General features: G+C 54.5%; 21 protein-coding genes and 1 other annotated feature. Of the genes, 11 read left to right on the top strand and 10 right to left on the bottom strand.

Features of this window, described 5'->3' with window-relative positions:
* Positions 1 to 172: 172 nt before the first annotated feature.
* On the top strand, positions 173 to 1042 hold the full coding sequence (locus AC6I8J_RS04740) for a LysR substrate-binding domain-containing protein (RefSeq protein WP_497825131.1): 870 nt from the start codon (positions 173 to 175) through the stop codon (positions 1040 to 1042).
* 345 nt (positions 1043 to 1387) lie between these two features.
* Here AC6I8J_RS04740 and htpG read toward each other — a convergent pair whose 3' ends face one another.
* The 6 genes from htpG to AC6I8J_RS04710 form a co-directional block, all read right to left on the bottom strand.
* Positions 1388 to 3262 carry a molecular chaperone HtpG gene (gene htpG / locus AC6I8J_RS04735; protein WP_161731969.1) on the bottom strand — a complete coding sequence of 625 codons (1875 nt, stop codon included), beginning with the start codon at positions 3260 to 3262 and terminating at the stop codon, positions 1388 to 1390.
* 97 nt (positions 3263 to 3359) lie between these two features.
* Positions 3360 to 3965 carry a recombination mediator RecR gene (gene recR, locus AC6I8J_RS04730; protein WP_222924412.1) on the bottom strand — a complete coding sequence of 202 codons (606 nt, stop codon included), beginning with the start codon at positions 3963 to 3965 and terminating at the stop codon, positions 3360 to 3362.
* A complete protein-coding gene (locus AC6I8J_RS04725) occupies positions 3965 to 4297 on the bottom strand; it encodes a YbaB/EbfC family nucleoid-associated protein (protein ID WP_003850423.1) in 333 nt (110 codons plus the stop codon). Before AC6I8J_RS04725 ends, recR begins: the two co-directional genes overlap by 1 nt.
* A 55-nt stretch (positions 4298 to 4352) precedes the next feature.
* Positions 4353 to 6422: a DNA polymerase III subunit gamma/tau gene (gene dnaX / locus AC6I8J_RS04720; RefSeq protein ID WP_285086243.1), complete on the bottom strand. Its 2070-nt coding sequence runs from the start codon at positions 6420 to 6422 to the stop codon at positions 4353 to 4355.
* Positions 4950 to 5011 (bottom strand) — a sequence feature (DnaX frameshifting element). It overlaps the preceding gene by 62 nt.
* 157 nt (positions 6423 to 6579) lie before the next feature.
* A complete protein-coding gene (gene apt / locus AC6I8J_RS04715; RefSeq protein WP_013357022.1) occupies positions 6580 to 7131 on the bottom strand; it encodes an adenine phosphoribosyltransferase in 552 nt (183 codons plus the stop codon).
* Between the two features lie 144 nt (positions 7132 to 7275).
* A complete protein-coding gene (locus tag AC6I8J_RS04710) occupies positions 7276 to 7665 on the bottom strand; it encodes a DUF454 family protein (protein ID WP_161731963.1) in 390 nt (129 codons plus the stop codon).
* A 57-nt stretch (positions 7666 to 7722) separates the two neighbouring features.
* On the opposite strand from AC6I8J_RS04710, the gene priC reads away from it, so the two are divergent.
* From priC to rsmS, 3 genes are read left to right on the top strand one after another with little or no spacing between them, the layout of a single operon-like run.
* The gene (gene priC / locus AC6I8J_RS04705; RefSeq protein WP_253421227.1) at positions 7723 to 8253 is read left to right on the top strand and encodes a primosomal replication protein PriC; all 531 of its coding nucleotides are present in this window, start codon (positions 7723 to 7725) and stop codon (positions 8251 to 8253) included.
* A 57-nt stretch (positions 8254 to 8310) separates the two neighbouring features.
* A complete protein-coding gene (locus tag AC6I8J_RS04700) occupies positions 8311 to 8556 on the top strand; it encodes a GlsB/YeaQ/YmgE family stress response membrane protein (RefSeq protein WP_161731959.1) in 246 nt (81 codons plus the stop codon).
* An 8-nt stretch (positions 8557 to 8564) separates the two neighbouring features.
* Complete coding sequence (rsmS, locus tag AC6I8J_RS04695; protein WP_161731957.1) at positions 8565 to 8717, top strand: pleiotropic regulatory protein RsmS; 153 nt, start codon at positions 8565 to 8567, stop codon at positions 8715 to 8717.
* Here rsmS and acrR read toward each other — a convergent pair.
* Positions 8714 to 9352 carry a multidrug efflux transporter transcriptional repressor AcrR gene (gene acrR, locus AC6I8J_RS04690; protein ID WP_497825130.1) on the bottom strand — a complete coding sequence of 213 codons (639 nt, stop codon included), beginning with the start codon at positions 9350 to 9352 and terminating at the stop codon, positions 8714 to 8716. The genes rsmS and acrR overlap by 4 nt on opposite strands.
* Before the next feature lie 142 nt (positions 9353 to 9494).
* Between acrR and AC6I8J_RS04685 the strand changes: the two genes are divergently transcribed.
* The 4 genes from AC6I8J_RS04685 (at position 9495) to ykgO (ending at position 14428) form a co-directional block, all read left to right on the top strand.
* The gene (locus tag AC6I8J_RS04685) at positions 9495 to 10688 is read left to right on the top strand and encodes an efflux RND transporter periplasmic adaptor subunit (RefSeq protein WP_161731955.1); all 1194 of its coding nucleotides are present in this window, start codon (positions 9495 to 9497) and stop codon (positions 10686 to 10688) included.
* Between the two features lie 16 nt (positions 10689 to 10704).
* Positions 10705 to 13860 (top strand): efflux RND transporter permease subunit, encoded by a 3156-nt coding sequence (locus AC6I8J_RS04680; RefSeq protein ID WP_222924419.1) that lies wholly within the window; start codon positions 10705 to 10707, stop codon positions 13858 to 13860.
* Positions 13861 to 14021: 161 nt separating this feature from the next.
* Complete coding sequence (locus tag AC6I8J_RS04675; protein WP_033782196.1) at positions 14022 to 14276, top strand: type B 50S ribosomal protein L31; 255 nt, start codon at positions 14022 to 14024, stop codon at positions 14274 to 14276.
* Positions 14277 to 14287: 11 nt separating this feature from the next.
* Entirely contained in the window at positions 14288 to 14428 is a 141-nt protein-coding gene (gene ykgO, locus AC6I8J_RS04670) for a type B 50S ribosomal protein L36 (protein ID WP_009091664.1), read from the top strand.
* 47 nt (positions 14429 to 14475) lie between these two features.
* Here the strand turns inward: ykgO and AC6I8J_RS04665 are convergent, their stop codons facing one another.
* Genes AC6I8J_RS04665 through AC6I8J_RS04655 form a run of 3 tightly spaced genes read right to left on the bottom strand, consistent with a single transcriptional unit; the run spans position 14476 to position 16874 of the window.
* Entirely contained in the window at positions 14476 to 15354 is an 879-nt protein-coding gene (locus tag AC6I8J_RS04665) for a metal ABC transporter substrate-binding protein (RefSeq protein ID WP_497825129.1), read from the bottom strand.
* A gap of 15 nt (positions 15355 to 15369) precedes the next feature.
* Complete coding sequence (locus tag AC6I8J_RS04660; RefSeq protein ID WP_260057635.1) at positions 15370 to 16209, bottom strand: metal ABC transporter permease; 840 nt, start codon at positions 16207 to 16209, stop codon at positions 15370 to 15372.
* Entirely contained in the window at positions 16206 to 16874 is a 669-nt protein-coding gene (locus AC6I8J_RS04655) for a metal ABC transporter ATP-binding protein (protein WP_222924425.1), read from the bottom strand. Before AC6I8J_RS04655 ends, AC6I8J_RS04660 begins: the two co-directional genes overlap by 4 nt.
* Positions 16875 to 17200: 326 nt before the next feature.
* On the opposite strand from AC6I8J_RS04655, the gene AC6I8J_RS04650 reads away from it, so the two are divergent.
* From AC6I8J_RS04650 to hha, 3 genes are all read left to right on the top strand, one after another.
* Complete coding sequence (locus tag AC6I8J_RS04650; RefSeq protein ID WP_222924426.1) at positions 17201 to 17554, top strand: hypothetical protein; 354 nt, start codon at positions 17201 to 17203, stop codon at positions 17552 to 17554.
* Positions 17555 to 17701: 147 nt separating this feature from the next.
* A complete protein-coding gene (gene tomB / locus AC6I8J_RS04645; RefSeq protein ID WP_161736034.1) occupies positions 17702 to 18079 on the top strand; it encodes an Hha toxicity modulator TomB in 378 nt (125 codons plus the stop codon).
* Positions 18080 to 18103: 24 nt separating this feature from the next.
* Positions 18104 to 18319 carry a hemolysin expression-modulating protein Hha gene (gene hha, locus AC6I8J_RS04640; RefSeq protein WP_003850458.1) on the top strand — a complete coding sequence of 72 codons (216 nt, stop codon included), beginning with the start codon at positions 18104 to 18106 and terminating at the stop codon, positions 18317 to 18319.
* Positions 18320 to 18367 lie beyond the last annotated feature (48 nt).

Genomic DNA, 18367 nt, shown 5'->3' with positions numbered 1-18367 from the left:
GTGATGATGCGGCGTAAGCGCAGGAGAAGCGAGGCGGAATATCGGTGAAAAACCACAGATATCAGGCTGAGTCAACCCGCCAGAATTTGCCATTCAGAGTAGGTCAATGCGTCTGGACTTTAAAATGATATAAACTGACAATCTCTGTTAGTTTTTTGCACAGGAGATGAGGATGAACGGACTGCCGCCACTAAGAGCGCTGCACTATTTTCACCAGGCAGCCTTACACAGCAGCTTTAGTGTGGCGGCCGACCATCTGCATGTTACGCACAGCGCCATTAGCCACCAGATTCGTCAGCTGGAGAGCTGGATGGGCAAACCACTTTTTGTCCGCAGTAATGGCCGGGTGAAACTGACCTCACATGGCGACCGCCTGTTGCTGAGCTGTCAGCAGGCATTTAGTGAGTTACGCAGCAGCTGTGAGAACATTCGTACCGGTCTGCTTCAGCAGATTCGGATCTCCTGTACGCCCAGCTTTTTGTCACAATGGCTGATCCCCCGTATCGCCAGCTTTTATCAACGCTATCCGGAGATTGAGGTTCACTTCCAGCCGCTGACGCAGGTTTCGGAACTGCGCAGTGAACATGTGGATGTGCTGATCCTCAGTCATGGTGAGCCACCTGAAGCTGATTTAGACGCAACGCTGGTCAGCGAAGATGAGACCGGACCGCTCTGCGCACCGCATTTTGCTTCTCAGCTGCGGGTCGGCGAGGATCTGGCTACCCTGCCCTTGCTGCACGCGGATACCCGACTACACGCATGGTCAGAGTGGGCGGCAAAAACGGGGTACAGTGGCCATTTTAATCGCGGTAAGCATTTTGAGTCGCTGACGCTGGCTATTCAGGCTGCACGAAGCGGCCTTGGCGTGTTGATGGCACCGCATCTGCTGGTACGCAAAGAGCTGGAGGATGGTACGTTGCTTGCGCCGCTTGGCTTTGTCCCCGTCGAGCGGGCAACCTGGATGATGACGAAGCAGAGCCGGCGTCATGATACGGAGATTAGTCTGTTTCGTGACTGGCTGCGGGATGCCGCACAACCCTAAAAAAAGCCGGTGATGATCACCGGCTTGATTTTTATGAGTGCGCCTGGCCTCTGGCCGCATCGAATGAATCCGGTTCGCAGGGAACACGGTCAGAAGAGGAAAGCGTCCCGCGCCATGGACAAACACGCCAGGCGTTTTTGAACAACGCAGAGCGTTGGCCCGGTAACGGGCGCACCTCAGGGATGAGGTGCGTAATCGCGCGGGCCGAGCGGGTCATGGATGACGGCTTTTGCGTCTTTTCGATCTGACCGTGTTTTCTGCGCTGGCTCGATCTGACAGCAATCCAGCCCCTGCTTTGACTTTATCAGCCGTCTGAGGCCGGTGAAAACCACCGGCCTGTAAGCATTATGCCGTCAGCAACTGGTTCATGCGACGGATAAACTGGTTAGGATCGTCCAGCGTGCCGCGCTCGGCCAGCAACGCCTGATCCAGCAGCAGCTCAATCCACTCACCGAAGCGTGCTTCATCCTGCGTATCGGCAACACGTTTAACCAGCGGGTGATCCGGGTTGATTTCAAACAGGTACTTCACTTCCGGCACGTCCTGCCCGGCCGCCGCAAACAGCTTCGCCATCTGCGTGGTCATCTCATTGGCATCGGTAGTCACAATCGCTGGCGTGTCGGTCAGACGATGCGTCAGACGCACCTCTTTCACGCGTTCGCCCAGCAGATTTTTCACACGCTCAACAAACGGCTCCAGCGCTTTTTCCGCCTCTTTCTGCTCTTCGGTCTCTTCATCAGCCAGCTTGCTCAGCGACTCATCCGCTTTGCTGACCGACTGGAAGGTTTTACCGTCGAACTCAGTGAGGTAGCTCATCATCCATTCGTCGATGCGATCGGAGAGCAGCAGCACCTCAATGCCTTTCTTGCGGAACAGCTCCAGATGCGGGCTGCTCTTCGCAGCGGCATAGCTGTCAGCAGTGATGTAATATATCTTCTCCTGACCTTCCACCATGCGGCTGACGTAGTCTTCCAGCGAAATGGTCTGTGCTGAACCTTCGCTCTGGGTGGTGGCGAAGCGCAGCAGCTTAGCGATCGTTTCCTGGTTGGCGTGATCTTCTGCCGGACCTTCTTTCAGCACCAGACCGAACTCATTCCAGAAGGTCTGATATTTCTCGTTGTCCTCTTTCGCCAGTTTTTCCAGCATCTGCAGGGTCCGCTTCGTCAGCGCAGCGCGCAGGCTCTGGGTCACGCGGCTGTCCTGCAGGATCTCACGGGAGACGTTCAGCGGCAGATCGTTGGAGTCAATCAGACCACGCACAAAGCGCAGATAGTTCGGCATAAACTGCTCAGCGTCATCCATGATAAAGACGCGCTGCACGTAGAGTTTCAGGCCATGTTTCTGATCGCGGTTCCACATATCGAATGGCGCACGCGCCGGGATGTAGAGCAGGCTGGTATATTCCTGCTTACCTTCCACCCGATTGTGGCTCCAGGCGACAGGGTCGCTATAGTCATGGGCGATATGCTTGTAGAACTCGTTGTACTCATCGTCGCTGATCTCAGACTTGTTGCGGGTCCACAGCGCCTGGGCTTTGTTGATCTTCTCCCAGTGCGTTCCTTCGCCCTCTTCGTCTTTGCTCTCAATCTCAACCGGCAGCGCGATGTGATCGGAATATTTGCTGATGATGCTGCGCACGCGCCATGCGTCCAGGAACTCATCCTCGCCTTCGCGCAGATGCAGGGTGATCTCAGTACCGCGATCGGCTTTCTCGATCTCAGCCAGGGTATATTCGCCCTCGCCCGCGGATTCCCAGAACACGCCTTCATCGGCTGATGCGCCCGCGGCACGGGTACGCACCGTGACTTTATCCGCCACGATAAAGGCAGAGTAGAAACCGACACCGAACTGACCGATCAGCTGGCTGTCTTTCGCCTGATCGGAGCCCAGGGATTCCAGGAAAGATTTGGTGCCTGATTTGGCAATAGTCCCGAGGTTCTCAATGACCTCATCGCGACGCATACCGATGCCGTTATCACTGAGCGTGAGGGTACGGTTGTCCTTATCAACAGAGAGACGGACACGCAGCTCGCCATCACCTTCATAGAGGCTGGAATCTGACAGGGCGCGGAAGCGCAGTTTGTCTGCCGCATCCGAGGCGTTGGAGATCAGCTCACGCAGGAAAATCTCTTTGTTTGAATAGAGAGAATGGATCATCAGGTGCAGAAGTTGTTTTACTTCCGACTGAAAGCCACGGGTCTCTTGTCCTTTCATGGTCATTGCTACCTCAACAAAACAGGTTGAACAAACGTTGAGGTTGATGTGGGGATGACAGAAGGAATTTCAAGCCGGTGTCTGTCACAACACCGGCAAGTGATTAAAATTTAAACTTCTGGCGGCCTGCCAGCGAGTGGGACAGCGTGGTGCCATCCACCATCTCCAGCTCTCCGCCTACCGGCACACCGTGCGCGATACGGCTGGCGTCAACGCCATACTGACCACAGAGCTCCGCGATGTAGTTTGCGGTTGCCTCGCCTTCTACCGTCGGGTTGGTGGCGAGAATTACTTCCTGCAGCGTTTCATTCTCCAGCCGCTGCTCCAGACGGTCCAGGCCGATATCCGCCGGACCGATGCCGTCGAGCGGCGAGAGATGCCCCATCAGCACAAAATAGCGACCGCCAAACTGGCCGGTTTGCTCAATGGCGTGGATATCTGCCGGGCTTTCCACCACGCAGATTTGACCATTCTGCTGACGCCGTGGATTGGCGCAGATGGTGCAAATTTCCTGCTCGGTAAATGTCCGGCAGTCGGCACAGTGTCCGATCTCCGACATCGCGCGGGTCAGCGCCTGTGCCAGCCGCATGCCACCGCTGCGATCGCGCTGCAGCAGCTGAAAAGCCATGCGCTGTGCCGACTTCGGCCCAACGCCAGGCAGACAGCGCAGCGACTCCATCAATGATTCAAGCAGTGGACTGGTTTGCATCAGAACGGCATCTTAAAGCCTGGTGGCAGCTGCATGCCTGAGGAAACAGACGCCATCTTCTCTTTCTGGGTTTCATCAATGCGACGTGCCGCATCGTTGAACGCGGCGGCAATCAAATCTTCCAGCATATCTTTGTCATCTTCCAGCAGGCTGGGATCGACTTCCACGCGACGGCAGTTGTGCGCGCCGTTAATGGTGACTTTTACCAGGCCAGCACCCGATTCACCGGTCACTTCAATCGCGGCGATCTCTTCCTGAACCTTGGCCATTTTGTCCTGCATCTGCTGGGCCTGTTTCATCAGGTTGCCCAATCCGCCTTTACCACCAAACATAGTTTTCTCTCTCAGCTAAGGCTACAACGCTATCGTTACGATAGCAGCAGCGTGTCTAAACAGGTCGGATACTCTCCTCATCCAGATCGGCATCAAAAAATCGCTGCAGCGTCTGGATGTGGGTATCACAGGTGATCGACTGACGCGCCTGCGCCAGTTTCTCTTCGTAAATGGCCTGACGCCACTCCAGTGGCGTCAACACCGATGAATTATCGTCTTCAACGACAGAGAGTTCAACTTTCTGCCCTGCACTCTGGCTAAGCGCATCGCTTAAGACCTGCTGCGCCGACGGTGAATTAAGGTGACGCTGGCTGCTGCGCAGGTGCAGGCAGACGCCATTTTCGGTTGTCTCTTTCCAGGCATTTAATGCCAGCTGCTGCACCAGCTTCGGCAACGGCAGGGTTGCAATCTCTGCGGCCCAGGAATCGCGCTGCTGGGCTTCTTCCGCCAGACGCGCCGCCAGCTCAGGGGTTTTCTCATGCTCCAGCGCGGAACGCAAGGCCTTAGGCGTCGCCACCGGCTCCGCTACTTCAACCGGCTGATTAACCGCTTTCCAGCGGTATGCTTCCTCTTTTACCGGGACGGCAGGCTCACGATCGCGGATACGCTGCTGACTGCGCTCGGTGACCGAGGCCAGCCGCTCCAGCGCGGAGTTGGCCGGCCGCGCACCTGGCGCCGCCGGCTCACTCTTTTTTGGCTTGTTCGCTCCCTGACGCAGCAACTGCGTGCGCGCCTGCAGGAGCTGGCTGGTGGAGCTGGAGAGTGCAGTGTCAGGTGCCGCATCCGGTGGCGGCGCAGGCTGCAGAGCCGGATCGGGCGCGGCCATCTGTGGCTGAGCGGCAACCTGCTGTTGCGACGCAGGCATCGGCTGCTGAGCTACGGGCGACCTTGTCTGAGCAGGTGACGGTGTGGCTGGCTGTGCTGTCGTGTGTCGTGCTACAGGCGAAGGACCGGATGGTGTCAGTGACGTCGGCGCAGGAGCAACAGATGCCATCTGTTCCGTTAACACGGGACGCGCAATGGGTTCTGCCACCGCCGCTTTAGGATGAAACGCCAGGGCGCGCAGCAGCGTCATCTCAACGCCCATGCGGCGATCGGGTGCAATCGGCAGATCCTTGCGGCCCATCAGCAGTGTCTGATAATAGAGCTGCAAATCGGCGGGTGGTACGACGCGGGCCAGTTCACGCAGCCGGATCGCATTGCTTTCGTCGTCGTCATTAAGCGAGGCCGGCAGCAGTTGCACCATCGCAATCTGGTGCAGCAGGCGCAGCATCTCGACCAGCAGCGCCTCCCACTCCACCCCGCGTGACGCGGCCTGGCTCAGCAGGTTCATTACCTGCTGACCGTTACCGTCAACCAGCGCTTCAAGCAGCCCCAGCGGCTGTTCATCATCCAGCGTGCCGAGCATAACGCTGACCGTGCTGCTGGTCACCGCGCCCTGCCCCATGGCAATCGCCTGGTCGGTGAGGCTCAGCGCATCGCGCATACTGCCATCGGCGGCGCGCGCCAGCAGCTGCAGTGCCCGGGTTTCGCTCTCAATCTGTTCCTGCTTCAGCACATGCTCAAGCTGCTGACGGATTTGATCAACATCCAGCGCTTTGAGGTGGAACTGCAGGCAGCGCGAGAGAATGGTCACCGGCAGTTTCTGCGGATCGGTGGTCGCCAGCAGAAATTTAACGTGTGAAGGTGGCTCTTCCAGCGTCTTTAACAGCGCATTAAAGCTGTGACGCGACAGCATGTGCACTTCATCGATCAGATAGACTTTGAAACGGCCACGCGCCGGCGCGTACTGCACGTTGTCGAGCAGATCGCGGGTGTCTTCAACTTTGGTGCGTGATGCGGCGTCAATCTCAATCAGATCGACAAAGCGGCCCTGCTCGATTTCACGGCAATTATCGCACTGACCACAGGGCGTGGCGGTGATACCGGTTTCGCAGTTAAGGCCTTTGGCCAGCAGACGCGCAATAGTGGTTTTCCCTACGCCGCGGGTGCCGGAGAAGAGATAAGCATGATGGATGCGTCCCAGAGACAATCCATTCGCCAGCGCCGTCAGAACATGTTCCTGACCGACAACATCAGCAAAAGCCTGGGGACGCCATTTTCGCGCAAGTACCTGATAGCTCATGTGGATTCGACGAAGTTGGATGGAAAGATGAGCGCAGACGCTCTGCAACCCCTGTATAAGATTGCAGTAGTCTATCAGCTACGCTTTTGGCTGGCACTCGTTATCTTGACGCCGGAGGCGTGACGGCCTCGCCGGGTGGCGAGGCCAAAAGCGTGGCTTAGTGGCCGGGGAATTTGACCAGGCTATAGCTTTCAACGCCCAGGGCATTGAGACGCGATTCACCAGTCAGATCGAACAGGTTAATAATGAAGGCTGCGTCTTTCACTTCACCGCCAGCACGGCGAATCAGTTTAACCGTCGCTTCAATAGTCCCGCCGGTCGCCAGCAGATCGTCAACCACCAGCACCAGATCGCCTGGCTGGATGGCATCTTTGTGCAATTCCAGCTTATCGGTGCCGTATTCCAGCTCATAGGATTCGCTGTAAACCTCACGCGGCAGTTTGCCAGGTTTACGAACCGGAACAAAACCGACACCCAGACCTAATGCCACGGGTGCACCAAACAGAAAACCGCGCGCTTCCGTGCCTACCACTTTGGTGATGCCTTTATTACGGTAACGCTCAACCAGCAGCGCAATCGACGCAGCATAGGCTTTCGGATCTTCCAGCAGGCTGGTGACATCGCGGAACAGGATGCCTGGCTTAGGATAATCGGGGATACTTTTAATGCTGTTTTTAATGAATTCAAGCTGCTGCGCAGTGTCGGTCATAATGATACGCCTGGTAAAAAATTCTGTTTCGCGCAGCTTCAAAAGCGCTAATACCTGATAAAAGGCTCAGCGGAAGTCAATTCACAAAGGGAAGCCACGCACGAAGACGCCCAAATCTAAGCAAATGACCGGCTAAATGCAACTTTATCGCGGCGGCGGCGGTGCGTCCGCTGTTTCTGCCACCACCGGAATACGCCACATAAACAGCAGCAGCGCCGCCAGCATGATCAGGAGCACGATGCGAACCCAGAGCTGATGCACCAGAAAAAGTGAGAGACTAAAGGTCGCGACTATCAGGAAGATCGCGCGCACTTTGGCACCCGGTGGCATGGCGCGATGCTGTTGCCAGTGACGCAGATAGCGGCCAAAAGGCGATGTCCACAGCAGCCAGTGATGGAAACGCGGCGATGAACGGGCAAAACACCAGGCCGCCAGCAGCATGAATGGCGTGGTGGGTAATAATGGTAATACAATGCCCAGCGTCCCCAGCACAATCGCCAGCCAGCCGAGGGTTAATAACAGAATGCGTTGCATGAATCTCGCCCAGCTCTTTCCTCATCAGCGTAAGTTAGCACAACTCAGGGCCACACGATGAGTGCGATCGGTGTACAACAGCGCCTGCACCAGCTCCTTATCGCCCTGCGTCAGGAGATAGCCCGCCATCCCGATGGCGTTTGCCGTCTGCCACGTTTTGATACGCAGCTATTCCAGACCAAAGGCACGCGACTGGCGGATTATCTGCAGGAGGTGGAACAGAACTTCGCCCGATTATGCGATGTCAGCCATGACCTGGCCCGCAGTGCCTGGCTGGCTGAACGCCTGGTCGATCAGATTGCCGCCCTGCAACGCGAGGCGAGTACCCAACAGCTGCGTACCCGACGCGAACAGCCAATAAAGAACCCACGCGCGACCAGATATCAGGAGTACCGTGAATTTGAACGGCGTTTACTGGCGATGATCGATCAGCGTGAGCAGCGGCTGGCACTCGCTGAAACCCTGGCGGTACAGCATCAGCTTAAGCAGGATCTGGAAACGTTAGAGGGACGACTGGCACGCTGTCGACAGGCGATTCGCTCGGTTGAGTGGGCCTCGTCATTGCGCGGCAGTGAAGACGGCGAATAAAGCGCAACGAGATAAAAGCGCTTCTATACTGGGTGTAATTCGGCGCGGAGACGAAAAATGGGCTTACTGAGCTGGCTGCTATGCGGGCTGCTACTGGGATTGCTGAAGCGTCTGCTGATGCCGGGACGACCCGGCGGCCTGATGGCAACCCTGACGCTGTCGATGATCGGCGCACTGATTGGCGGCTATATCGCCACCTATTTTGAACTGGGCTCGCTGGCAACGTTGCATGCTGGCGCGCTGGGCATGGCGATCCTCGGCGCAGTGCTGATGCTGCTGGTCGCGGCCCGCTTACGTATTTAGGAGAAAAAATGTCACTGGAAAATGCCCCTGACGACGTCAAACTGGCAGTGGATTTGATCCAGCTTCTGGAAGAGCATCAGTTACCGGTGGAAACGGTGCTTTCAGCGCTGGCCATCGTGCAGCGCGATTTCGAGAACAAGCGCGATGGGCAACCTGCTTAGCGCTGAGCAGTCAGCGTCGGGCTAAGACGCAGCATATCAATAAAGGCATTGACCAGCGTTGGCGCGTCAGCGGCTAAATCAAAACTTTCAGGCGCAAAAAGCCAGCTTTCCATCATGCCATTAACGTAACCACGCAGGATAAGTGCGGCCTGTCGCGTACTGAGACTACCCGGAAGTTGTCCGGCTTCAATACACTGACGCAGAACATCTTCTATTTTGTCATAGCACTCCAGCAGCAGGCTTTGTTGAATATTTTTCAGCGCCGACATTTCGCCCACAAATTCACATTTATGGAAAATGATCTCCATCAAAGCGCGGCGCTGTGGATCCTTTGCTGTTGCATCAAAGATATAGACCAGCATTGCGCGCAACACAGAGAGTGGATCGCCAGGGTATTTTGTCTGATACTCAAGTTCCACATCGTCCAGACCAGCATCACAATGAAGCCATATTTCATGTAACACATCGGCTTTATTTTTGAAGTGCCAGTAGATAGCCCCACGCGTGACACTGGCCGCGGTGGCAATCTCTGCAAGAGAAGTGGCTGAGACGCCCTGCTGCGAAAACAGAACAATGGCGGCATCAAGAATTTGATGTCGCGTTTCAAGTGCTTGCGCTTTGGTTTTTCGTGCCATAAGGGGCTTTTTTTACAAACGGGTAAGTTTACATACATTTGTGAATGTATGTACCATAGCATGACCTGCGACTTGACACAGCAATGGGTTTTTCAGTTTGTGATCCATTGACCAATTGATATCGGACACTAGAGGTTTATTTATGAATAAAATCAGAGGATTATCGCCTCTGGCGGCCGTCCTGATGCTATCAGGCAGCTTTTTGTTAACAGGATGTGACAACAATAAATCCGAACAAGCCGCCCAGCAACCGCCAGCAGTGGGTGTTGTGACACTTAAAACTGAACCCCTGAAAATTTCGACTGAACTCCCTGGCCGCACCTCAGCATATCGTGTGGCTGAAGTCCGTCCGCAGGTTTCCGGTATCATTCTGAAGCGTAATTTTGTTGAAGGCAGCGATGTCAAAGCAGGTCAGTCTCTTTATCAGATCGATCCGGCGACTTATCAGGCTGCTTACGACAGCGCTAAAGGCGATTTGACACAGGCTCAGGCGAATGCTCGCATCGCTCAGCTGACCGTCAAGCGCTATAAACCGCTGCTCGGCACCAAATATATCAGTCAGCAGGATTATGACACCGCCGTTGCTACTGCCGCGCAAAACGATGCTGCCGTGCAGGTGGCAAAAGCCAATGTTGAAACGGCCCGTATTAACCTGGCTTACACCAAAGTGACCTCGCCTATCAGTGGCCGCATCGGTAAATCCTCTGTTACCGAAGGTGCATTGGTACAAAGCGCACAAACCAACGCGCTCGCTACCGTGCAGCAGCTTGATCCAATGTATGTCGACGTGACCCAGTCGAGCGAAGATTTCATGCGCTTACGTTCAGAACTGGAGTCGGGTCAGCTGAAGCAGAACGATGGCAAAGCCAACGTGACGCTGCTGATGCAGAACGGCAGCAGCTATGCACAGACCGGTACGCTGGAGTTCTCTGACGTGACCGTTGATGAAACCACCGGTTCCATCACCCTACGCGCCATTGTCCCGAACCCGAACCACACGCTGTTACCGGGCATGTTTGTTCGTGCGCGTCTGGATGAGGGGATCAACCCGAATGCAATGCTGGTGCCCCAACAGGCAGTTACCCGCACGCCAACGGGTCAGGCAACCGTGATGGTCGTAGGTGCAGATAACAAAGTCGAATCACGTCAGGTCACCACCTCTCAGGCGATTGGCGACAAGTGGTTAGTGACCGACGGCGTTAAAGCAGGCGAACGTGTGATCAGCACCGGACTGCAGCGTGCCAAGCCAGGCGCACAGGTTACTCCACAAGAAGTCTCAGACGATGCGAAAGCGGCACCCGATTCAAAACCGCAGTCTGACAAGTCATCGTCATAACAGGAGCCGTTGATTCATGGCTAAGTTCTTTATCGATCGCCCCATCTTTGCGTGGGTGCTCGCCATCATCATCATGCTGGTCGGTGCGCTATCGATTCTCAAACTTCCGATCGAGCAATATCCCAATGTTGCGCCGCCGGCAATTGAGATTCAGGCGACCTACCCTGGTGCGGATGCAAAAACGCTGCAGGACTCGGTGACGCAGGTCATTGAGCAAAACATGAACGGTATCGATGGACTGATGTATATGTCCTCGAGCAGCGACTCATCCGGTACGCTGACCCTGACTATCTCTTTTGAGTCAGGAACAGATGCGGACATCGCGCAGGTTCAGGTGCAGAACAAACTGCAGCTGGCGACGCCGCTGCTGCCGCAGGAAGTGCAGCAACAGGGGATTCAGGTTAAAAAATCCTCCAGCAGCTTCCTGATGGTTGCGGGCTTCATCAGCGACGATGACAATATGACGCAGAATGATATTTCTGATTTCATTTCGTCGTCAATCAAAGATCCCATCAGCCGTACTAAAGGCGTGGGTGATACCCAGGTATTTGGTGCGCAGTACGCGATGCGTATCTGGATGGATCCGCACAAGCTGAACAACTACAACCTGACACCGGTCGATGTGATCAGCGCGCTGAACACTCAGAACACCCAGGTCGCTGCCGGTCAGTTAGGTGGTACGCCTCCGGTTCCGGGCCAGCAGCTTAACGCCTCAATCATTGCGCAAACCCGTCTGACCTCAACGGATGAGTTCGGTAAAATTCTGCTCAAAGTGAACGAGGATGGTTCTCAGGTTCGTCTGCGTGATGTGGCCAGAATTGAACTCGGCGCAGAAAACTACGAGATCATTGCCCGTTATAACGGCAAGCCTGCGTCCGGTATCGGTATCAAGCTGGCCACAGGTGCGAATGCGCTGGATACCGCCAATGCGGTGAAAGCCGAACTGGCCAAATTGCAGCCAACGTTCCCGGCCGGGTTAAAAGTAGTCTATCCGTATGACACCACCCCATTCGTTAAGATCTCGATTTTCGAAGTAGTGAAAACGCTGATCGAAGCGATTGTGCTGGTGTTCCTGGTCATGTACCTGTTCCTGCAAAACTTCCGTGCCACGTTGATTCCTACCATCGCCGTGCCCGTGGTATTGCTGGGTACGTTTGCCGTTATCAGCGCGTTTGGTTATTCGATAAATACCCTGACGATGTTCGGGATGGTGCTGGCCATCGGCTTGCTGGTGGATGACGCCATCGTGGTGGTCGAGAACGTCGAGCGCGTCATGGCGGAAGAAGGATTGCCGCCAAAAGAAGCGACCAAGCGTTCTATGGAGCAGATTCAGGGCGCGCTGGTCGGTATCGCGCTGGTGCTTGCCGCCGTATTTATTCCGATGGCGTTCTTTGGTGGTTCGACCGGCGTTATTTATCGTCAGTTCTCAATCACTATCGTTTCAGCGATGGCGTTGTCGGTGCTGGTCGCCTTTATTCTGACGCCGGCACTCTGTGCCACCATGCTGAAGCCGGTTAAAAAAGGCGAGCACGGTAAAACCACCGGTTTCTTTGGCTGGTTCAACCGCATGTTCGACAAAAGCACCCACCACTATGTCGACAGCGTCGGCCACATGATCCGCAGTACGGGTCGCTATATGGTGATCTACCTGCTGATCGTGGTCGGTATGGCGTTTCTGTTTATGCGACTGCCCTCTTCATTCTTACCGGAAGAGGATCAGGGTCTGCTGCTCGCTCAGGCACAGCTGCCAGCGGGTGCTACTCAGGAACGTACCCAGAAAGTGCTGGATCAGGTGTCGGATTACTTCCTGACGCAAGAGAAAGATACGGTTAAATCGGTGTTCACCGTTAACGGCTTCGGCTTTGCTGGTCGTGGACAGAACACCGGTATCGCCTTTGTCAGTCTTAAGCCGTGGGATGAGCGTGCCGGTAGCGACATGAAAGTTCCGGCGATTGCTGGCCGTGCCATGCAGGCGCTGGGGGCGATCAAAGATGCGATGGTCATTCCTTTCAACCTGCCAGCAATTATCGAACTGGGTAATGCGACCGGCTTTGACTTTGAGCTGATTGATCAGAACAACCTTGGCCACGATAAGCTGACAGAAGCACGTAATCAGCTGTTCGGTATGATTGCGCAGCATCCTGATACGCTGGTGGGTGTTCGCCCTAACGGGATGGAAGATACACCGCAGTACAAACTGACTATCGATCAGGAAAAAGCGCAGGCGCTGGGCGTATCACTGAGTGATATCAATACCACGCTGGCAGCCTCCTGGGGCGGCTCTTACGTAAACGACTTTATCGACCGCGGTCGTGTGAAGAAAGTTTACGTCATGGGTAATGCGGATTCCCGTATGCTGCCGGACGACATTGGTAAATGGTACGTGCGTAACAGCAGTGGAACTATGGTGCCCTTCTCTGCCTTCTCGTCAGCGAAGTGGCAATATGGTTCACCGCGTCTCGAACGTTACAACGGTCTGCCTGCGATGGAAATTCTGGGACAGGCCGCACCAGGCAAAAGCTCCGGGGCAGCAATGGACCTGATGGAAGAGCTGGCGGCGAAGCTGCCTGCGGGCATCGGCTATGACTGGACCGGTATGTCCTATCAGGAACGTCTGTCAGGCAACCAGGCTCCTGCGCTCTATGCCATCTCGCTAATTGTGGTCTTCCTGTGTCTTGCCGCACTGTACGAGAGCTGGTCGATTCCCTTCTCGGTCATGCTGGTTGTTCCACTTGGGGTCATAGGTGCGCTGATCTTTACCACGCTGCGTGGCCTGAGTAATGACGTCTACTTCGTGGTGGGGTTATTGACAACCATCGGCCTCTCGACCAAGAACGCCATCCTTATCGTCGAATTTGCCAAGGATTTGATGGATAAAGAGGGTAAAGGGCTGATTGAAGCAGCACTGGAAGCCTGTCGTATGCGTCTGCGTCCTATCCTGATGACGTCGCTGGCGTTTATTCTCGGGGTACTGCCGCTGGCGATCAGTACGGGTGCTGGCTCCGGTTCACAAAACGCCGTAGGTACTGGCGTTATCGGGGGCATGGTCACCGCGACCATACTGGCGATCTTCTTCGTTCCTGTGTTCTTTGTGGTGGTACGCCGCCGCTTTGGCAAGAAAAAAGACGAATCATCCAGAAGTCATCCGGTTGAGGCTGACCAGACTCACTAAGCTGTAAATCATCTGAGGCCGCGCAAGCGGCCTTTTTTATGCCTGCGATTCAGCCCTTCTCCCTTCCTGACACTTCACGCGAGCTGACGTCCTGGCAGTTGCAATCCTGAACAGTGCGGCGCATAATAATGTTATATTATAACATTACATAGGAGAGCATTTTGAAAGCGAATATCCATCCTCACTATCGTCACGTGGTCTTCCATGACACATCAGCTGACGTTTATTTCAAAATCGGTTCGACCATCAAAACCGATCGCACCGTAGAGTTTGAAGGTGAAACGCTGCCCTACGTCACACTGGATGTGTCGTCAGCCTCACACGTTTTCTATACCGGCAAACAGAAAGATTTCGCCAAAGAGGGCAGCACCGCGCGCTTTAATCAGCGTTTCGGGCGCTTTCTTGGCCGTAAATAAGGAAAAGATTCATGCAGGTATTGAGTTCGCTGCGCTCAGCAAAAAATCGCCATCGGGATTGCAGGGTAGTGCGCCGCAAGGGGCGGATTTACGTGATCTGTAAAACGAATCCACGCTTTAAAGCCGTACAGGGAAGAAAGAAAAAACGCTAGTATGTGTGTCGTGATGACTGGCCGGGCTTGCCCGGCCTTTTTTATGCTTAGCGCATGCTCTTCAGCATCGCATTCACGTTATGTCTAAAGGCCGCCTCATAAGTGGCTGCCGGGCCAGAGGCTGTGGACAACGCTTCCGGATAGAGCTCACCACCCGGCTCGGCTCCCGTGGCGCTGGCAATCTGTTTTACCAGGCGCGGATCAGTCTGGTTCTCTATAAAATAGCGGTTGATATGCTGCTGCTTTAGTTGGGTGATTAAACTACCCACGTCACTGGCACTTGCTTCCGCTTCAGTAGAGAACCCTACCGGCGCAAGAAACGTCACGCCATAGCGCTGTCCAAAGTAACCAAACGCATCATGACTGGTCAGCACTTTTCGCTTGTCGGCAGGCACAGCATCAAAGGCCGTTTTTGCCCAGCTATCCAGCGCCTCCAGCTGCTGAATGTAATTCTGACCACGCTGACGAATGGCGGTGGCATCTTCAGGATCGGCTTTGACCAGCGCATTCATTACGTTAGTGGCATAGATCACGCCGTTCTGCATGCTGTTCCAGGCGTGAGGATCGGTAACGGTTTTGCCCTCCTCCTCCATGCTGCGGGTGGTGACACCCGCCGAGGCCACAACGGACTGGCCGCGATATCCGGAGGCGCTGACCAGCCGATCCATCCACCCTTCCAGTCCCAGTCCACTGACAAAGACCAGATCGGCCTTTGCAAGTGCCTGACTGTCCTGCGGCGTGGGTTCAAATGTATGAGGATCGCCATTCGGCCCCACCAGGCTTTTCACGTTGACATGGTCGCCGCCGACCTGCTTAACGATGTCTGCCAGCACGGTAAAGCTGGCCACCACATCCACCGTTTTTGCCATCGCAAAAGGCGTGGCAAACAGCGCTGCGAGCGCCAGGCTAACCGGTAATTTCTTCATAGATACCCCTTTAGATTAATGGCGACGAAAAATCCCGCCGCATGGCCCTGCAAGAATGGAGAGAAAAAACAGCATGGCGGCGCTCAGCACCACAGCGGGGCCGGCCGGCAATGAAAAGTGCCAGGAGAGCATCAGTCCCGCCAGCGCTGAAATCATTGCCATGAAAATGGCAATCACCAGCATGGCGGCAAGATGACGGCTCCAGAAACGGGCGCTGGCGGCGGGTAGCATCATCAGTCCCACCGACATCAGCGTGCCCAGTACCTGAAAGCCCGCGACCAGATTCAGCACCACCAGCATTAAAAACAGACCATGCACCAGCGGCGCGCTCCATTTCCCCTGCGCCCGCAGAAAGTCACCGTCAAATGCGTCGATGACCAGCGGACGATAGATGATCGCCAGCAGAATCAGCGTAAAGGCGGCGATGCCGCCGACCAGCAGCAGCGCGCCGTTATCCACCGCCAGCAGCGAGCCAAACAGAACGTGCAGCAGATCCACGCTTGAGCCGCGTAATGAGACCAGCGTGACGCCCAGCGCCAGGGATCCAAGATAGAACCCGGCAAAACTGGCATCCTCTTTCAGGGGCGTATAGCGACTGACCGCGCCAGAAAGCAGCGCCACGGCTAAACCGGCGATCAGGCCGCCGATACCCATCGCAACCAGCGACAGGCCGGAGATCAGATAACCAATAGCGGCACCGGGCAGCACTGCATGCGATAAGGCATCACCAATCAGGCTCATCCGGCGCAGCGAAAGGAACACGCCGAGTGGCGTAGCGCTGACCGCCAGTGCAAAACAGGCCACCAGCGCGCGCCGCATAAAACCAAACTCAATAAAAGGCTGCATCAGGGTCACGGCGCACAACTCCGCAAAGGGATAGCAGGCTGACTGGTGCAGCTGACCTCACTGTCATCCATCGACATGACGTTACTGAAGTAGCGCGCCACCAGCGGACGATCGTGCAGCACCACCAGCAGGGTTGTGCCGGCCTGCTGTTGCTGCTCAAGAATCGACATCAGTAATGTCACGGTCTGGCTGTCAATGCCGTTAAAAGGCTCATCCAGCAGCCAGAGCTGGCTGCGCTGCAACATCAGTCGTGCAAACAAAACGCGCTGAAGTTGTCCGCCTGATAAAGTCGCGGGCTGCACATCTGCATAATCATGCATCTGAACGGCCTCCAGCGCCTGCCAGATTTCACGGCGTAGTACCCGGTTAATACCGCCGAACCAGCCGCAGCGCGGCCAGCAGCCTATTGAGACCAGTTCAAATACTGTCAGGGGAAAACGGGTTTCAAGTTCTGTTCGCTGCGGCATCCAGCCGATATCCCGACGCGAAACCTGCAATTCACAACGTCCGGTTATCGGTGGCAATAAACCCGCAATAGTTTTCAGCAGGGTTGATTTGCCACTGCCGTTAGCACCGACTAAGGCTGTCATCGAGCCAGCTGCAATCTGCCCGGTAACCAACGGGGTGACGCTCTGTCCCTGATAGCCAGCACGAAGCGTGTTGAACCGGATCATGTGATCCCCCATTTTATGGCCACGGCAAGCAGCGCGATGAATAGCACGGCTACACTCAGCCTCCCACCCAATGACATAAGTAATCCACTCTGACGCATCGCTTCACCAATATGTTATAACATAACAAATAAGATACCGGATATTCCCGTCAGGGAAACGCGTGATTGTGTATCAAAAGATAAACACCAACAGGACTTACGGCAGGATGCTGGCAGGCACTGCCGCCTGCTGAAGCGCAGATGCTGACAGTTTTGTGCTCTGCTGGCTTGCAAACCAGTTGCAGAAAACCAATGATAGGTTTATTAACGGTTATTAGTGGATCAGATATGCTGTCACGTATTGAATGTGATATTGCCCTGGGCGAAGCAGACTGCGAAAAAATAGCAGAGATTGTTCAGCGGAATATTCTCAAAATAACAGATTTGCTGGTAGGTGATTTACGCTGGTACTCACAGAATGCGCAGTTAGTTCCAGGCAGTTTAAAAATTGTTTCGGTTGAATACCTGGATATGAATAGTTTTAAATTACTTTACGATTTTGACTGGAATTTATTTAATCCCTGTCTGGATCTAAATGAAACCGTGACGCAATCTGAGCAGGTAAACTTTCACATTAAGCCCGGAGCACTTGAGTTTGATGTGGTCGACAATCAGCAGCCCTCCCCTGGCGATGAATTGTAATATTTAGTAATGGAGGTGAGCAGAACTAATGGTTTTACACTATCTTTAAGGTATCCCGTTTAATAACTGCCCGAATAATCGCTTCCTGGCTGCGTTATCCACTATCGCTGCCCTGCGGCAACTGAGCTAGCTATGGAGGGGAAAAAGATGGACGAATACTCACCGAAACGGCATGATATTGCCCAGCTTAAATATCTGTGTGAGAGCCTGTTTGACGACAGCATGGCAACATTAACCGACAGCCATCACGGCTGGGTGAATGACCCCACTTCTGAAAGCAATCTGCAGCTTAACGATTTGATTGAACACATTGCCTCTTTCACTATGAATTACAAAATTAAGCACGTCGAAGATGAAGCGCTGATTTCGCAAATCGATGAATATCTTGATGATACTTTTATGCTATTCAGCAACTATGGTATCAACAGTCCGGATCTTCAACGGTGGCAACGTTCAGCGAAACGCTTATTTAATCTGTTCACTGAAGAGTGCGCTTTTCTGCACCAACCAAGCCATTCATTATAGTACAGACATGAGAACGGTTTATTTATGAACAAAACCCTGACTAAAACCGATTATTTGATGCGACTGCGGCGTTGCCGCTCTCTGGATACCCTGGAAAGGGTCATTGAAAAAAATAAGTATGAATTACCCGAGGATGAATTAGCGGTATTTTACTCCGCAGCCGACCATCGCCTGGCGGAACTGACGATGAACAAGCTCTACGATAAAGTCCCAGGTTCAGTATGGAAATTTGTCCGTTAATCTGACGGATTGTTGCTGCGTTTAATCTCTTCTTTAGTACCGGATATT

The organism is Pantoea sp. X-Soil-ISGK-355, from assembly GCF_059730805.1.
The sequence above is the reverse complement of the archived record's forward strand: the minus strand, read 5'-3'. Positions and strand labels throughout refer to the sequence as shown.

What these genes read in the sequence shown, in the direction of transcription:
- AC6I8J_RS04740 (WP_497825131.1), top strand. Translation starts at nt 173, where the DNA reads ATGAACGGACTGCCGCCACTAAGAGCGCTGCACTATTTTCACCAGGCA.
- htpG (WP_161731969.1), bottom strand. Translation starts at nt 3,262, where the DNA reads ATGACCATGAAAGGACAAGAGACCCGTGGCTTTCAGTCGGAAGTAAAA.
- recR (WP_222924412.1), bottom strand. Translation starts at nt 3,965, where the DNA reads ATGCAAACCAGTCCACTGCTTGAATCATTGATGGAGTCGCTGCGCTGT.
- AC6I8J_RS04725 (WP_003850423.1), bottom strand. Translation starts at nt 4,297, where the DNA reads ATGTTTGGTGGTAAAGGCGGATTGGGCAACCTGATGAAACAGGCCCAG.
- dnaX (WP_285086243.1), bottom strand. Translation starts at nt 6,422, where the DNA reads ATGAGCTATCAGGTACTTGCGCGAAAATGGCGTCCCCAGGCTTTTGCT.
- apt (WP_013357022.1), bottom strand. Translation starts at nt 7,131, where the DNA reads ATGACCGACACTGCGCAGCAGCTTGAATTCATTAAAAACAGCATTAAA.
- AC6I8J_RS04710 (WP_161731963.1), bottom strand. Translation starts at nt 7,665, where the DNA reads ATGCAACGCATTCTGTTATTAACCCTCGGCTGGCTGGCGATTGTGCTG.
- priC (WP_253421227.1), top strand. Translation starts at nt 7,723, where the DNA reads ATGAGTGCGATCGGTGTACAACAGCGCCTGCACCAGCTCCTTATCGCC.
- AC6I8J_RS04700 (WP_161731959.1), top strand. Translation starts at nt 8,311, where the DNA reads ATGGGCTTACTGAGCTGGCTGCTATGCGGGCTGCTACTGGGATTGCTG.
- rsmS (WP_161731957.1), top strand. Translation starts at nt 8,565, where the DNA reads ATGTCACTGGAAAATGCCCCTGACGACGTCAAACTGGCAGTGGATTTG.
- acrR (WP_497825130.1), bottom strand. Translation starts at nt 9,352, where the DNA reads ATGGCACGAAAAACCAAAGCGCAAGCACTTGAAACGCGACATCAAATT.
- AC6I8J_RS04685 (WP_161731955.1), top strand. Translation starts at nt 9,495, where the DNA reads ATGAATAAAATCAGAGGATTATCGCCTCTGGCGGCCGTCCTGATGCTA.
- AC6I8J_RS04680 (WP_222924419.1), top strand. Translation starts at nt 10,705, where the DNA reads ATGGCTAAGTTCTTTATCGATCGCCCCATCTTTGCGTGGGTGCTCGCC.
- ykgO (WP_009091664.1), top strand. Translation starts at nt 14,288, where the DNA reads ATGCAGGTATTGAGTTCGCTGCGCTCAGCAAAAAATCGCCATCGGGAT.
- AC6I8J_RS04665 (WP_497825129.1), bottom strand. Translation starts at nt 15,354, where the DNA reads ATGAAGAAATTACCGGTTAGCCTGGCGCTCGCAGCGCTGTTTGCCACG.
- AC6I8J_RS04655 (WP_222924425.1), bottom strand. Translation starts at nt 16,874, where the DNA reads ATGATCCGGTTCAACACGCTTCGTGCTGGCTATCAGGGACAGAGCGTC.
- AC6I8J_RS04650 (WP_222924426.1), top strand. Translation starts at nt 17,201, where the DNA reads ATGCTGTCACGTATTGAATGTGATATTGCCCTGGGCGAAGCAGACTGC.
- tomB (WP_161736034.1), top strand. Translation starts at nt 17,702, where the DNA reads ATGGACGAATACTCACCGAAACGGCATGATATTGCCCAGCTTAAATAT.
- hha (WP_003850458.1), top strand. Translation starts at nt 18,104, where the DNA reads ATGAACAAAACCCTGACTAAAACCGATTATTTGATGCGACTGCGGCGT.